Annotated in this window: 14 protein-coding genes; 5 read left to right on the top strand and 9 right to left on the bottom strand. The window is 40.1% G+C overall.

Going from position 1 to position 14,957, the window contains the following annotated elements; genetic code table 11:
* Nucleotides 1–64: 64 nt before the first annotated feature.
* The 4 genes from H5157_RS07145 (at nt 65) to fur (ending at nt 1,739) form a co-directional block, all read left to right on the top strand.
* Nucleotides 65–286, top strand: a complete 222-nt coding sequence (locus H5157_RS07145; protein ID WP_002962930.1) for a DUF2788 domain-containing protein — start codon at nt 65–67, stop codon at nt 284–286.
* Nucleotides 287–288: 2 nt separating this feature from the next.
* Nucleotides 289–567, top strand: coding sequence for a LexA regulated protein (ybfE, locus tag H5157_RS07140; RefSeq protein ID WP_002962928.1), 279 nt, complete (start codon nt 289–291; stop codon nt 565–567).
* A 14-nt stretch (nt 568–581) separates the two neighbouring features.
* Complete coding sequence (fldA, locus tag H5157_RS07135) at nt 582–1,109, top strand: flavodoxin FldA (RefSeq protein WP_007586856.1); 528 nt, start codon at nt 582–584, stop codon at nt 1,107–1,109.
* A 186-nt stretch (nt 1,110–1,295) separates the two neighbouring features.
* Complete coding sequence (gene fur / locus H5157_RS07130) at nt 1,296–1,739, top strand: ferric iron uptake transcriptional regulator (protein ID WP_002962922.1); 444 nt, start codon at nt 1,296–1,298, stop codon at nt 1,737–1,739.
* A gap of 110 nt (nt 1,740–1,849) precedes the next feature.
* Here fur and glnS read toward each other — a convergent pair whose 3' ends face one another.
* A complete protein-coding gene (glnS, locus tag H5157_RS07125; protein ID WP_182711204.1) occupies nt 1,850–3,508 on the bottom strand; it encodes a glutamine--tRNA ligase in 1,659 nt (552 codons plus the stop codon).
* Nucleotides 3,509–3,726: 218 nt separating this feature from the next.
* Here glnS and H5157_RS07120 point away from each other — a divergent pair, with 218 nt between their 5' ends.
* Complete coding sequence (locus H5157_RS07120; RefSeq protein ID WP_182724428.1) at nt 3,727–4,797, top strand: DUF3083 family protein; 1,071 nt, start codon at nt 3,727–3,729, stop codon at nt 4,795–4,797.
* Between the two features lie 58 nt (nt 4,798–4,855).
* Here H5157_RS07120 and sucD read toward each other — a convergent pair whose 3' ends face one another.
* The 8 genes from sucD to sdhC all read right to left on the bottom strand — a co-directional run bounded on the left by sucD (nt 4,856) and on the right by sdhC (nt 14,719).
* The gene (gene sucD, locus H5157_RS07115; protein WP_002961811.1) at nt 4,856–5,728 is read right to left on the bottom strand and encodes a succinate--CoA ligase subunit alpha; all 873 of its coding nucleotides are present in this window, start codon (nt 5,726–5,728) and stop codon (nt 4,856–4,858) included.
* On the bottom strand, nt 5,728–6,894 hold the full coding sequence (gene sucC, locus H5157_RS07110; RefSeq protein ID WP_002961809.1) for an ADP-forming succinate--CoA ligase subunit beta: 1,167 nt from the start codon (nt 6,892–6,894) through the stop codon (nt 5,728–5,730). The genes sucD and sucC overlap by 1 nt, the downstream gene beginning before the upstream one ends.
* 177 nt (nt 6,895–7,071) lie before the next feature.
* Nucleotides 7,072–8,589: a 2-oxoglutarate dehydrogenase complex dihydrolipoyllysine-residue succinyltransferase gene (odhB, locus tag H5157_RS07105; RefSeq protein WP_039487977.1), complete on the bottom strand. Its 1,518-nt coding sequence runs from the start codon at nt 8,587–8,589 to the stop codon at nt 7,072–7,074.
* A gap of 3 nt (nt 8,590–8,592) precedes the next feature.
* Entirely contained in the window at nt 8,593–11,412 is a 2,820-nt protein-coding gene (gene sucA, locus H5157_RS07100; protein ID WP_033021680.1) for a 2-oxoglutarate dehydrogenase E1 component, read from the bottom strand.
* A 91-nt stretch (nt 11,413–11,503) separates the two neighbouring features.
* Nucleotides 11,504–12,220 carry a succinate dehydrogenase iron-sulfur subunit gene (locus tag H5157_RS07095; RefSeq protein ID WP_002961804.1) on the bottom strand — a complete coding sequence of 239 codons (717 nt, stop codon included), beginning with the start codon at nt 12,218–12,220 and terminating at the stop codon, nt 11,504–11,506.
* A gap of 10 nt (nt 12,221–12,230) precedes the next feature.
* Nucleotides 12,231–14,003, bottom strand: coding sequence for a succinate dehydrogenase flavoprotein subunit (gene sdhA, locus H5157_RS07090; protein WP_002961801.1), 1,773 nt, complete (start codon nt 14,001–14,003; stop codon nt 12,231–12,233).
* Entirely contained in the window at nt 14,004–14,351 is a 348-nt protein-coding gene (sdhD, locus tag H5157_RS07085) for a succinate dehydrogenase, hydrophobic membrane anchor protein (RefSeq protein ID WP_002961798.1), read from the bottom strand. It abuts the gene before it with no gap.
* The gene (gene sdhC, locus H5157_RS07080; protein ID WP_122975019.1) at nt 14,342–14,719 is read right to left on the bottom strand and encodes a succinate dehydrogenase, cytochrome b556 subunit; all 378 of its coding nucleotides are present in this window, start codon (nt 14,717–14,719) and stop codon (nt 14,342–14,344) included. The genes sdhD and sdhC overlap by 10 nt, the downstream gene beginning before the upstream one ends.
* Nucleotides 14,720–14,957 lie beyond the last annotated feature (238 nt).

Raw genomic sequence — 14,957 nt, 5'->3', positions numbered from 1 at the left:
GCACTAAATATATGAATATTTATATGCTATAGTACGCGCCGTTTAATTTAAAGGTTATACGTTGATGGTCAGTCAGTTAATTAACGAATTTGATACCCTAGGGTTGTATTTTGGCTTAGCCGGTATTTTCATATTCATCGGCATGGCAATTAAAGACGTACTAAAAAGTGGCAATGTACCAAAGTTCGGACAATACATTGTTTGGGGCGTGCTCTTTTTAGGTTGTTCAGGCTTTATTGCTAAAGGGCTTATTCAAGTATTTTGGCAAGGCGCAGGTGTAGGTTAAGCATGGCGAAGTCAGAAACAGATAGAACTACACTCGATTTATTTGAATACGAAAAACGCCCAGGCAGACCTAAAACCAATCCCCTTTCTCGGGATATGCAGTTAAAGGTAAATAAACGTAATCAAATAAAAAGAGATAAAGCACGTGGTTTAAAGCGTGTTGAATTTAAAGTTTCATCGCAGTTATATCAAGCATTGAGTGATATGGCAGATGCACAAAATATTAGCCGTAGTGCGCTGATTGAAACGATTTTACAAGAAAGATTGGCTATTGATACATAAAAGGTTTTAAATCCATGGCAAGTGTAGGCATTTTTTTCGGAAGTGACACAGGTAACACAGAACACGTAGCAAAAATGATCCAAAAAGAATTGGGTAAAAAGCTAGTGGCTGTTCATGATATTGCAAAAAGCTCTAAAGAAGAGATTGCTGAATTTGATTTAATCTTATTCGGTATCCCTACTTGGTACTACGGTGAAGCTCAATGTGACTGGGATGACTTTTTTCCAGAACTTGAGGAAGTAGACTTTGAAGGTAAACTTGTTGCTATTTTTGGTTGTGGTGACCAAGAAGATTACGCTGAGTACTTTTTAGATGCAATGGGCATGATCAACGATATTGTTACTGAACGTGGCGCTATTGTTGTGGGCCATTGGCCAAGTGAAAGCTATGACTTTGAAGCGTCTAAAGGTATGGCTGATGATAAGCACTTTGTAGGTTTGGGTATCGACGAAGACCGTCAACCAGAGCTTACAGAACAACGTGTTAAAGCATGGTCTGCTCAAGTATATGAAGAAATGTGTTTAAGTGAATTAGCTGACTAATTTACTGCATATATCGCTAGCTGTTTAAATAATTATCAAACAGTTAGCGTTTTAAGCTTTAGTGGCAATATATATCAATTGTTCTTTGCACTTAACGCTTAGGCACGTTATCCTGTTTGTTGCTAATGTGTCGTGTACATCTTTGCAAGATGTCTAGTATAACCAAATAAAATTGAGACAGATTTAATGACTGATCATAACTTGGAACTTAAAAAAGCCGGTTTAAAAGTAACTTTACCGCGTATTAAAATATTAGAGATTTTACAATCTCCAGATAACCAACACATCAGTGCTGAAGATGTTTACAAAATTCTTTTGGATCTAGGTGAAGAAATTGGTCTTGCAACTGTATACCGCGTACTTAACCAATTTGATGATGCGGGTATTGTAAGCCGTCATCACTTTGAAGGCGGAAAATCAGTATTTGAACTTTCTGGAAGCACTCACCACGATCATTTAGTATGTTTGAAATGTGGCAAAGTGGTAGAGTTTGAAGATGACATGATTGAGCGTCGTCAACTAGAAATTGCTGAAGAAAATGGTATTACTCTTACAAACCATTCTTTGTATTTATACGGTGAGTGTAATGATAAAGCAGCGTGTAAAGAATTTAGCGACGCTAACAGCTAATATCGCTTTTAAACGCAATAAAAAAACCTGCTAAGTGCAGGTTTTTTTGTGCCTAAAAGACGATAATATTGAATATACCCAGTAAATCCTGGGTATATTTTAAGTATTACTTATTGAGTTTTAGACCATGAATCGCGAAGACCCACTGTTTGATTAAATACAACGTTCTCTGATTTAGAATCACGAGAGAAATAACCTGTACGCTCAAACTGAAAGCCCTGCTCTGCTTGTGAATTAGCAAGCGATGGTTCTAATTTAGCATTAGGTAAAACAACCAGTGACTCTGGGTTTAGCGTAGTTTCAAATTCCTCTGCAGCTGCTGGATTTGGTACGCTAAACAAACGGTCGTATAAACGAACTTCTGCAGTAATAGACTCTGGTGCTGAAACCCAATGAATAACACCTTTTACTTTACGACCATCACTTGGGTTTTTACCAAGTGTTTCGCTGTCGTAAGTACAGAAGATAGTTGTGATTTCGCCATTTTCGTCTTTTTCAACACGCTGCGCTTTAATAACATAAGCACCACGTAAGCGTACTTCTTTATCAAGTACTAAACGTTTGAATTTGTTATTCGCTTCTTCTTTAAAGTCCTCTCGTTCAATATAGATTTCACGAGTAAATGGAACATCACGACGCCCCATTTCTTCTTTATTTGGGTGATTAGCCACTGATAAAGTTTCAACTTTATCTGCATCGTAGTTTTCAATAACGATTTTAACAGGATCGAGTACAGCCATTGCACGTGGTGCATTTTCGTTTAAGTCTTCACGGATGCAGGCTTCAAGCATGCCCATTTCAACCATATTCTCTTGTTTTGTTACACCAATACGCAAACAAAATTCACGAATTGAACCTGGTGTATACCCACGACGACGTAAACCTGCAATAGTAGGCATACGAGGGTCATCCCACCCTTCTACATAGTTATTTACTACTAAATCATTTAGCTTACGCTTTGACATAATAGTGTATTCAAGATTTAAGCGCGAAAACTCAATTTGTTGCGGGTGACACTCTAAACTAATGTTATCAAGTACCCAGTCGTATAAACGACGGTTATCTTGGAACTCTAATGTACATAATGAATGTGTAATACCTTCAAGCGCATCAGAAATACAGTGAGTGAAGTCATACATTGGGTAAATGCACCACTTGTCAGCTGTTTGGTGATGATGAGCAAATCGAACACGGTAAATAATTGGATCGCGAAGCACCATAAATGAGCTTGCCATATCAATTTTAGCCCGCAGTACACATTCACCTTCTTTGAATTCGCCAGCGCGCATTTTTTCAAATAACGCTAGGTTTTCTTCAACTGAAGTATCTCTATAAGGACTGTTTTTACCTGGCTCTTTTAATGTACCACGGTACTGTCGTGCTTCGTCTGCAGTTAAAAAACAAACGTACGCTAAGCCTTTTTCAATAAGCTCTACTGCGTAACCATATAAAGTATCAAAATAGTTAGAAGAATACTTTATGTCGCCATCCCAATTAAAGCCTAACCACTGTACATCCTCTTTAATAGAGTTAACGTAGTTAATGTCTTCTTTTTCAGGGTTTGTATCGTCAAAACGTAGGTTACATAAACCGTTGTAGTCTTTTGCGATACCAAAATTCAAACAAATTGATTTGGCATGGCCAATATGTAAAAAGCCATTTGGTTCAGGTGGAAAACGTGTATGCGTTGTCGCATGTTTGCCACTTGCTAAGTCTTCATCAATTCGGGTTCTAATAAAGTTACTTGGGCGATTCTCAATTTCCGCCATAGGAGTGTGATCCTCTAAATATTACGTAATAACAAAACTAATGCATTATTACAAAAACATACACTAACATACAGCAATAGATTAAGGTTTATTTTAGATATTGATTAACTTTAATCCACTTGTTCAATTGTTTATGAATAAAATTTGTTTTAACGCAACATTTAGGTCATCAAAGCCAATTATAGTAGCTAAATAACCTACTTTATAAGGATTCTAAGATGGCGACACTTAATCAACACCGTGTATATATTCCAACTAATGCACGCGCTAACCACTATTTATTGGCTGAAATAATACCTAATGAAGCATTTTATAATAGCTTTAGCACTATAAACTGTTGCTACGAGCGTATTGCGCGTCAATTATTTGCATGTTGTGATGAGTATGAACTGCATAATGTACATTTATTAGCAAACGATAAACTACCGGTTGTACGCTTTCATGATGAGTCATATCAGCTAGAAACCGACAAGCAGATGTTGTTTTTTTATAACCCTCGTTATCACGAGGCACATAAAATTTATTACTCACCAGATATAAAAAGTAAGAAAATACGTTTCTTGTTTTTAGCCACGGGTGAAGACTTGCGTGCAAACTCAGCTTTGTTTCACAATAGAGTGCAAAAAGTATTAAACTTACTCCAAGAACAGTTATTTATAAATCAGCCCCAATTTAAACTTCGCGATCACCAACATCTAACTTACGATTTATTTGCTAAAGATAAGGGAAATAAAGAGAGTTATGGATATAAACTCAGAAGCCTCTACCCTCGTTATCAATCAAGGCAATGTAATATTCCTAGTGACTATGCTGAAATGACTTACGCGACATTTACCATTGCGGTTTCTCGGGCCATCAAAACACAGTTTCAAACAATGGTGAACAATAACGATGTGGAAAAGTTTTATGATTACTTTGCAGATAGTTTTAAACGCGCATGTGAACAAAACAAACTAACACACGGTGCAATGGTAGCTAATGGCGCAATACCCATTGTCCGAAACAGTAAAATAGATAAAAATGAAGGTAATACAGAGTTACAAAAGTTGAGTTTTGATGTTGAATCAAATGAAAATCAAATTAAGTATTTTTATGAAGCAACAAAATTAGTAGAAACACTACATTTTGTTATTGTCGCAACGCAGCAGGATAAACATGAAATTGGTTATGGCCGCTTTATGAACCAAGTAGAGAAAACAATTCATGCATTATGTAACGAGCTGGCCATAAATAAGCAACGACAAGATTTGTCTGTACGCTTTTTTCAGCATATTAGTTATCCGTTCTAAATTTACCTCAATAACAAAAAGGCCCGCATAAGCGGGCCTTTTCAGAGGAAACAAGCAATTACCAGCCTGTTTTCTCTTTAAGTGCTTTACCGATTTCAGCAAGTGAACGTACAGTTTTTACGCCCGCAGCTTCTAATGCAGCAAATTTCTCATCAGCAGTACCTTTACCGCCTGCGATGATTGCGCCAGCGTGACCCATACGCTTACCTTCTGGTGCAGTAACACCAGCAATGTAAGATACTACAGGTTTAGTTACGTTAGCTTTGATGTACTCTGCAGCTTCTTCTTCTGCAGTACCACCAATTTCACCAATCATTACGATTGCTTCAGTTTGTGGATCTTTTTCGAACATTTCTAGAACGTCGATAAAGTTAGTACCTGGGATTGGATCACCACCAATACCAACACACGTAGACTGACCAAAACCAGCATCAGTAGTTTGCTTAACCGCTTCGTACGTTAAAGTACCAGAGCGAGAAACAATACCTACTTTACCAGGTTTGTGGATGTGACCAGGCATGATACCAATCTTAGTCTCACCAGGAGTAATAACACCTGGACAGTTAGGACCGATCATCCGAGTACCTGTTTGATCTAGTTTAACTTTAACGTCAACCATATCAAGCGTAGGGATACCTTCAGTGATACAAACAATCAGCTCGATGCCAGCATCGATAGCTTCTAAGATTGCATCTTTACAGAAAGGAGCTGGTACGTAGATAACTGAAGCAGTTGCGCCAGTTTCTTGAACAGCATCACGAACTGTGTTGAATACAGGAAGACCAAGGTGCGTTTGACCGCCTTTACCTGGGCTTACACCACCAACCATTTGTGTACCGTACTCAAGCGCTTGCTCTGAGTGGAAAGTACCTTGGCCACCAGTGAAACCTTGACAGATAACTTTTGTATCTTTATTGATTAATACAGACATTATTTGCCCTCCGCAGCAGCAACAACTTTCTCAGCAGCGTCTGTTAGTGATTCAGCAGCAATGATATCTAGACCTGAGTTCTTAAGAACTTCACGACCTAATTCAGCATTAGTACCTTCTAAACGTACAACTACAGGTACATTTACGCCAACTTCTTTAACTGCGCCAATGATACCTTCAGCAATCATGTCACAACGTACAATACCGCCAAAGATGTTTACTAAAACAGCTTTAACATTATCGTCAGAAAGGATGATTTTGAATGCTTCAGAAACACGTTCTTTAGTCGCGCCGCCGCCAACATCTAGGAAGTTAGCCGGTTTGCCGCCGTGTAGGTTTACGATGTCCATAGTACCCATTGCTAGGCCTGCACCGTTAACCATACAACCAACATTGCCATCTAGAGCAACGTAGTTAAGCTCGAAGCTTGCTGCGTGTGCTTCACGTGCATCTTCTTGAGATGGATCGTGGAACTCACGGATTTTAGGTTGACGGTAAAGTGCATTACCATCAATACCGATTTTTCCGTCAAGACAGTGAAGGTTACCTTCGTCTGTAATTACTAACGGGTTGATCTCAAGTAGTGCGAAATCAAAATCAGTAAACATGTTACCAAGACCCATAAAGATCTTAACAAACTGCTTCATTTGTACTGGGTTAAGACCCAATTTAAAGCCTAGTTCACGTGCTTGGTAAGCTTGAGGACCCACTAATGGATCAATTTCAGCTTTGTGGATAAGCTCTGGTGTTTCTTCTGCAACAGTTTCAATTTCAACGCCGCCTTCAGTAGACGCCATGAAAACTACTTTGCGAGATGCACGGTCAACTACTGCACCTAGGTACAATTCGTTAGCAATGTCAGTACAGCTTTCAACTAAAATTTTAGCTACTGGCTGACCTTTCTCGTCTGTTTGGTAAGTAACTAGGTTTTTACCCAACCAGTTAGCTGCAAACGCTTTTACTTCGTCGATAGTTTTTACTAGCTTTACACCGCCAGCTTTACCACGTCCACCTGCGTGAACCTGAGTTTTAACAACCCACATATCACCGCCGATTTTTTCAGCAGCTGCTGCAGCTTCTTCAGGTGTATCGCAAGCGAAACCCTGAGAAACTGGTAAACCATATTCGGCAAAAAGTTGTTTTGCCTGATACTCATGCAAATTCATGATGCTTTATCCAATTTTTTATACTAAAAGAGCTGAATATTTTTTCAAATAAACAACTATCCCAAATTGCGCACCTAGTATAGATCCCAAGGCTTAACATGAAAACCCCAGTAAGACCAAAGGCGCAAAAAAAAAGCTGTGAATGTTCATTCACAGCTTACATTTCATACAACTAGATTAAACATCTAGCAATAAGCGAGTTGGATCTTCAAGTAACTCTTTAATAGTCACTAAGAAACCAACTGATTCTTTACCATCAATGATACGGTGGTCATAAGAAAGAGCTAAATACATCATAGGAAGTATTTCTACTTTACCATTTACAGCCATCGGACGGTCTTGGATTTTATGCATACCCAAAATTGAAGACTGTGGCAAGTTAATGATAGGTGTAGATAGTAATGAACCAAATACGCCGCCATTAGTAATAGTGAAATTACCACCGGTCATATCTGCAAGCGTTAGCTTACCATCACGACCTTTAAGTGCTAATTCACGAATACCCTTTTCGATTTCAGCAACAGATAGTTTGTCACAATCTTTAAGTACTGGAGTAACTAGACCACGTGGAGTAGATACTGCGATGCTGATATCAAAATAGTTATGGTAAACAATATCGTCACCATCAATTGATGCATTAACATCTGGGAAGCGTTTAAGTGCTTCAGTTACCGCTTTCACGTAGAAAGACATGAAACCTAAACGAATGCCATGACGCTTTTCAAATACTTCTTGGTACTGCTTACGAAGGCTCATGATTGGTTCCATGTTCACTTCGTTGAATGTTGTTAACATTGCAGTTGAATTTTTAGCTTCAAGAAGACGTGTAGCAATCGTTTTACGCAGGCGAGTCATAGGAACACGTTTTTGAGTACGATCGCCCATCGGTGCTGCAGGAGCAGAAGCTTCTGCTTTTTTAGCCGCTGGCGCTGGTGCTTTTAAGAACGTATCAACGTCTTCTTTAGTTACGCGGCCATTTTTACCCGTGCCGTTAATTTTAGAAGCGTCTAAGCCTTTCTCAGCAATTAAACGACGAACTGATGGTGTTAACACATCTGAACTTTCGCTAGAATCTGCTGCTGGCGTTTCGTCTGCTTTTGCAGCTGGAGCCGCTGGTGCACCGCCTGCTTTAACCGAACCAATTACTTGCTCGCCTAGTACAGTATCGCCTTCGTTGTGAATGATATCACCCATGATGCCATCTTCTTGAGCTACTACTTCAAGAACAACTTTATCTGTTTCAATATCTACCAAGTTTTGGTCGCGTGTTACTGCGTCACCTGGTTGTACATGCCATGTAGCAATTGTTGCGTCTGCAACTGATTCTGGAAGTACAGGTACTTTAATGTCCACTTCTTTACCTTCTGATGCTGGTGCTGATTGCGCCGCTGGCGCGTCTTCTGATTTAGCTGGTGCTGATTCTTCTTTAGATGAACCTTCACTTGCTGGCGCTGCATCAGCATCACCAAGTAAACCCATAACTTGATCGCCAAGTACGGTTGCACCTTCTTCTTGTGATATTTCTGTAATTACACCGTCATGCTGTGCAACAACTTCTAAAACCACTTTATCTGTTTCAATGTCTACTAAGTTTTGATCGCGAGTTACTTTGTCGCCAACACTTACATGCCATGTAGCAACGGTAGCATCTGCAACCGACTCAGGAAGAACAGGAACTTTAATTTCTGTGCTCATTGCTTATCCTTTATTTTCTATAGTAAGCGCGTCGGCAACGAGCGCTTGTTGTTCTTTAGTATGTACTGACATGTAACCACACGCTGGTGATGCAGACGCTTTACGTCCTGCATATTTTAATTTAGCACCTTGTGGGATTGCATCAATAAAGTGATGTTGTGAACAATACCATGCACCTTGGTTTTGTGGCTCTTCTTGACACCATACAAAATCAGTTACGTGTTGGTAACGCTCCATAATTGTTTGCATTTCGTCATGTGGGAACGGATATAACTGCTCAACACGAACAATAGCAATATTATCTTGCTCTAGCTTACGACGCTCTTGTAATAGTTCGTAATAAACTTTACCACTACAAAATACAACGCGTTCAACTTTCTCAGGGTTAATATCATCAACTTCGTCGATCATATTATGGAAAACACCATGCGATAGCTCTTCAAGCGATGAAGTTGCAAGAGGATGACGAAGCAACGACTTAGGCGTCATAACAATCAACGGACGACGTAGTGGTCGAACTGATTGACGACGAAGCATAGCGTAAACTTGTGCAGGAGTAGATGGAACACATACTTGCATGTTGTGATCAGCACATAGTTGTAGGAAACGCTCTAAACGAGCTGAACTATGTTCTGGACCTTGTCCTTCGTAGCCATGTGGTAACAAAATTGTAAGACCACATAAACGGCCCCATTTTTGCTCACCAGAACTTAGGAATTGGTCAAATACAACTTGTGCACCGTTGGCGAAATCACCAAACTGTGCTTCCCAAAGTACTAATGAAGTAGGCTCTGCAGTTGCATAACCGTATTCAAAAGCAACAACAGCTTCTTCAGATAAAACAGAGTCAAATACTTCAAAAGTACCTTGATCTTCGCTTAAGTGCTGTAGAGGTGTATAAGTAGCGCCGTCTGATTGACTGTGAACAACAGCATGACGATGGAAGAATGTACCACGCCCTGAATCCTGACCAGTTAAACGAATGTCAGTGCCTTCAGTTGCAATTGTTGCATAAGCAAGTGTTTCTGCCATACCCCAATCTAGAGGTTTCTCACCAGAAGCCATTAATTTACGATCATCGTAAATCTTTTTAACGCGTGACTGTGCTTTATATTGCTCTGGGTAAGAAGCGATTTTCTCACCGAGTGCTTTGAGCTCTTCAACAGGTACGCTGGCATCGTAATCAACATCCCATTCATGGCCAACATACTTTGCCCAATCTGAAGAATGCGATGTCTCTGGTTGTATTTCTGAAACAACACAATTGCCTTCGTCTAATGCATTACGGTACTCATCAGCAAGTGCTTTTATTTCTTGTTCAGAAAAAGAGCCTTCAGCTATAAGTTGATCTGCGTAAATTAAACGTGGAACTGGGTGCTTTTTAATTTTTTGGTACATAACAGGCTGAGTTGCATTAGGCTCATCAGCTTCATTGTGGCCATGGCGACGGTAACATACTAAATCGATTACTACGTCACGTTTAAACTGGTTTCTGAAATCAAGTGCAATTTGAGTAACAAATGCAACTGCTTCAGGGTCATCAGAGTTAACATGGAAGATAGGTGACTGAACCATTTTAGCAATGTCAGTACAGTAATCTGTAGAGCGTACATCGTCTTGTTTTGATGTAGTAAAACCAACTTGGTTATTTACAACAATACGAATACTACCACCACAACTAAACGCGTTAGTTTGTGATAAGTTAAACGTTTCTTGTACAACACCTTGGCCTGTAACCGCAGAATCACCATGAATTGTAATTGGTAAAGCTTTAATACCAGAACTGTCACCTAAGCGATCAAGACGAGCACGTACTGAGCCCATAACAACTGGATTTACAATTTCAAGATGAGACGGGTTAAACGCAAGCGCCATATGAACATTGCCACCTTTAGTAGCAAAGTCAGATGAATAACCCATGTGGTATTTAACATCGCCAGAACTTAATGTTTCTTTATGTTTACCAGCAAACTCATCAAATAATTCTGATGGATTTTTACCAAGTACATTTACAAGAACATTTAAACGACCACGGTGAGCCATACCAATAACAGCTTCTTGTTGGCCGCTTTCACCTGCGCGGTGAATAAGCTCTTTTAACATTGGAACCAGCGCATCGCCACCTTCAAGTGAGAAACGCTTAGCACCTGGGAACTTAGCCCCTAAATATTTTTCAAGTCCGTCAGCAGCAGTTAATCCTTTTAGGATACGCAGCTTTTCGTCTTTTTCGAATTTTGGCCTAGACTGGACAGATTCTAAACGCTGTTGTAACCAACGCTTTTCCTCTGTTGATGTGATGTGCATATACTCAGCGCCAATTGAACCACAATATGTAGTTTTTAGTGCTTGGTATAGTTCACCTAAAGGCATAGTATCGCGGCCTACGGCAAACGATCCTACGTTAAACTCGCGGTCAAAATCACTTGAAGATAAGTCGTGGTACTCTAGCTCTAAATCTCGTACACGCTCTCGTTGCCAAATACCTAATGGATCTAGGTTTGCATTTTGGTGTCCACGAAAACGGAAAGCATTAATAAGTTGTAGAACTTTAACCTGTTTAAGGTCACCGCCACTACCCTCTGCTACCACTACTTCTCTATGCTTGTTTTTTGCAAGCTGTGCAAACTGCGTTCGAACTTCTGAATGTTTTACTTCAACATCCACACCATCAACTTTAGGTAATTGTTCGAACACTTCTCGCCATTCATCTGGCACAGAAGTCGCATCGTCTAAATACGCTTCATAAAGCTCTTCTACATAAGCAACGTTGCCGCCGTTTAAATGTGAAGATTCTAGCCATGCCTTCATCACACCTTCGTGCATTTATAAGCCCTTTTCTTTAGCGCAGAAATTAATAGTTATCATAACAAGATGGCTAATAATCTGTATTAGCCATCTTACGTTTACTAAGTAATCAAACCGCTCGGTTTAATAACATAGATTTGATTTGCCCAATTGCTTTAGTCGGGTTAAGACCCTTAGGACAAACGCTAACACAGTTCATGATACTGTGGCAACGGAACACACTGAACGCATCGTCTAAATCCGCTAAACGTTCTTCAGTTGCTGTATCTCGGCTATCAGCTAAGAAACGGTAAGCGTGAAGAAGGCCTGCTGGACCAATGAACTTGTCTGGATTCCACCAGAACGAAGGACACGATGTCGAACAACATGCACACAAAATACACTCATATAGCCCATCTAATTTATCACGTTCTTCAATAGATTGAAGACGCTCGCCTGCTGCAGGCTGATCATTAATTAAATAAGGTTTAACTTTTTCGTACTGAGTGTAGAACTGACTCATGTCAATAACAAGGTCACGAACCACAGGTAAGCCTGGTAATGGACGTACTACAATTTTACCTTTGCCATTTTTTTGTAGCGTAGATAAAGGAGTAATACATGCTAAACCATTTTTACCATTCATGTTAACACCATCAGATCCACACACACCTTCACGGCATGAACGACGAAAAGATAGTGTAGGATCTTGTTCTTTTAAAAGAATAAGTGCATCTAACACCATCATGTCGTGACCTTCCTCTGTTTGCAAGGTGTATTCTTGCATACGAGGGGCGTTGTCAACATCTGGATTATAACGATAAACTGAAAATTGTACTTGTGCCATCGTCTATCTCCTAGTAAACACGTGCTTTAGGTGGGAAAGCTTCACGCGTTTTAGGCGCATAGTTTACATCACGCTTACTCATTTCATCCGTTACAGGATTGAATACTGAGTGACATAACCAGTTTTCGTCATCACGATCTGGGTAGTCAAAGCGAGAATGTGCACCACGGCTTTCTGTACGGAAGTTTGCAGCTACTGCAGTTGAGTAAGCTGTTTCCATTAAGTTATCTAGTTCAAGACATTCGATACGCTGCGTATTGAAGTCTGATGATTTATCATCAAGACGAGCATGTTGCAGACGTTCACGAATTTCTTTAAGTTCTTGAAGACCTGAAGCCATTGAATCGCCTTCACGGAATACCGAGAAGTTAAGCTGCATACATTGCTGTAGGTCTTTTTTGATTTGAACTGGATCTTCACCTTGGCCAGCCGTTGAATTTTCCCAACGGTTGTAACGTGCAAGAGACGCTTCTAAATCTGACTCTGAAGCCGCTTTTGATACTTCAACATCTTTAAGGTATTTACCTAAGAAGTTACCAGCAGCGCGGCCAAATACAACTAAATCTAGTAATGAGTTACCACCTAGGCGGTTTGCACCGTGTACAGATACACATGCAATCTCACCAACAGCAAATAAACCTTCAACTACTTTTTCGTTGCCTTGAGCATCGATTTGTAGTGCTTGTCCATTTACGTTAGTAGGAACACCACCCATCATATAATGACAAGTAGGAATTACTGGAATTGGCTCTTTAGCTGGATCAACGTGAGCGAAAGTTTTAGCTAGGTCACATACGCCAGGAAGACGTAGGTTAAGCGTTTCTTCACCTAAATGGTCAAGTTTCAGCTTGATATGAGGACCCCAAGGACCATCACAACCACGACCTTCACGGATTTCAGTCATCATTGAACGCGCAACAACATCACGAGACGCTAAGTCTTTTGCATTTGGTGCGTAACGTTCCATGAAGCGCTCGCCATCTTTATTTAAAAGATAACCGCCTTCACCACGACAACCTTCTGTTACTAGCGTACCAGCACCTGCAATACCCGTTGGGTGGAACTGCCACATTTCCATGTCTTGCATAGAAATACCAGCGCGGGTTGCCATACCAACACCGTCACCGGTGTTAATGTGAGCATTTGTTGTTGATGCGAATATACGACCAGCACCACCAGTGGCTAATACAACTGCTTTAGATTTGAAGAAAGTGATTTCACCTGTTTCAATCTCAATTGCTGTACACCCTACTACATCGCCATTGTCGTTTTTAACTAAGTCAAGTGCATACCACTCAGAGAATACATTTGTTTTGTTTTTAACGTTTTGTTGATATAGAAGATGAAGTAAAGCATGACCAGTACGGTCAGCAGCAGCGGCAGTACGTGCGGCTTGTTCACCACCAAAGTTTTTCGATTGACCACCGAAAGGACGTTGGTAAACACGGCCATTTTCAAAACGAGAAAATGGTAGTCCCATGTTTTCTAATTCAGTAATAGCTTCTGGGCCAGTTTGACACATGTATTCAATAGCGTCTTGGTCGCCGATAAAATCGGAACCCTTAACGGTATCGTACATATGCCATTCCCAGTTGTCTTCGTGTGAATTACCAAGCGCTACTGTAATACCACCTTGAGCAGATACAGTGTGTGAGCGCGTTGGAAATACTTTAGATATTAATGCACACGTTTTGCCAGATTCTGTAATTGCTAAAGCAGCGCGCATACCAGCACCACCTGCACCAATTACTACGGCGTCAAATTCACGAACAGAATATTTCACTTAAACACCCCATAATACGATTAGACCAATAGCTACGTAAGCAACGGCCATTAGGTTTAAAACAAAACCTAAAACAGCACGCAACTTCGAACACTTAACATAGTCTGTAAGAACTTGCCAAAGGCCAATGCGGGTATGAACCATAATGCAAATAAGGGTAATTAAAGTAAACCCTTTCATTGCTAGGTTAGAGAAGAGGCCTGTCCAGGCTTCGAAAGTGACTTCTGGCGTCGCTAAAAAATAGCCGATAATAAAAATCGCGTACGCGCTGATTATTAATGCCGTGGTACGTAAAGATACGAAATCTTGTACACCATCACGTTTTAGAGTTGCTTGATTTAAAACCATATCCACACCCCTGCCAATACGGCAAACACAACACCAAGAGCCATTGATACTTTAGCGCTGAGGTTACCTGATTCAAGTTCTTCCCAATGTCCCATATCCATAATCATATGACGGATGCCACCAATAAGGTGATAACCTAATACAGAAACAGTGCCCCAAGCTATAAATTTGGCAATGAATCCGTTAAACAGACCCTTGACGAATTCAAAACCTTCAGCTGAAGAGAGAGACTCAGACCAAGCCCAAATGACAAACGTTAAAGCAAAAAACAATGCAACACCGGTGACGCGGTGAAAAATTGAAGCTTTAGCCGTTGCCGGCATAGATATAGTTGTTAGATCTAGATTTACAGGTCTTTGCTTTTTCACAGTTACTTGCCCATCTTTGCTCACAGTGGAGCTCATCTACTTGTTTTTCTAAAAACCCACCAAATATTACTGATGGAACTATCAGAATAAACGTATCAAAATAGTTAAAGTTCACAAAACAGTAAATTTTAAGCTGTTAAGAATATGTTTACCCAAATACAATACGGTTTAAAACCACCGTTAGTATATATACCCACAGGACTTTTTACAATTCTTGTTTATTTAGAGATGTTTGCGA

The organism is Pseudoalteromonas sp. SG43-3, from assembly GCF_014164385.1.
In the GTDB taxonomy this organism is placed as follows: Bacteria; Pseudomonadota; Gammaproteobacteria; order Enterobacterales; family Alteromonadaceae; genus Pseudoalteromonas; species Pseudoalteromonas distincta.
Note: the sequence above shows the minus strand (reverse complement) of the source record. Positions and strands in the feature narration are given on the sequence as shown.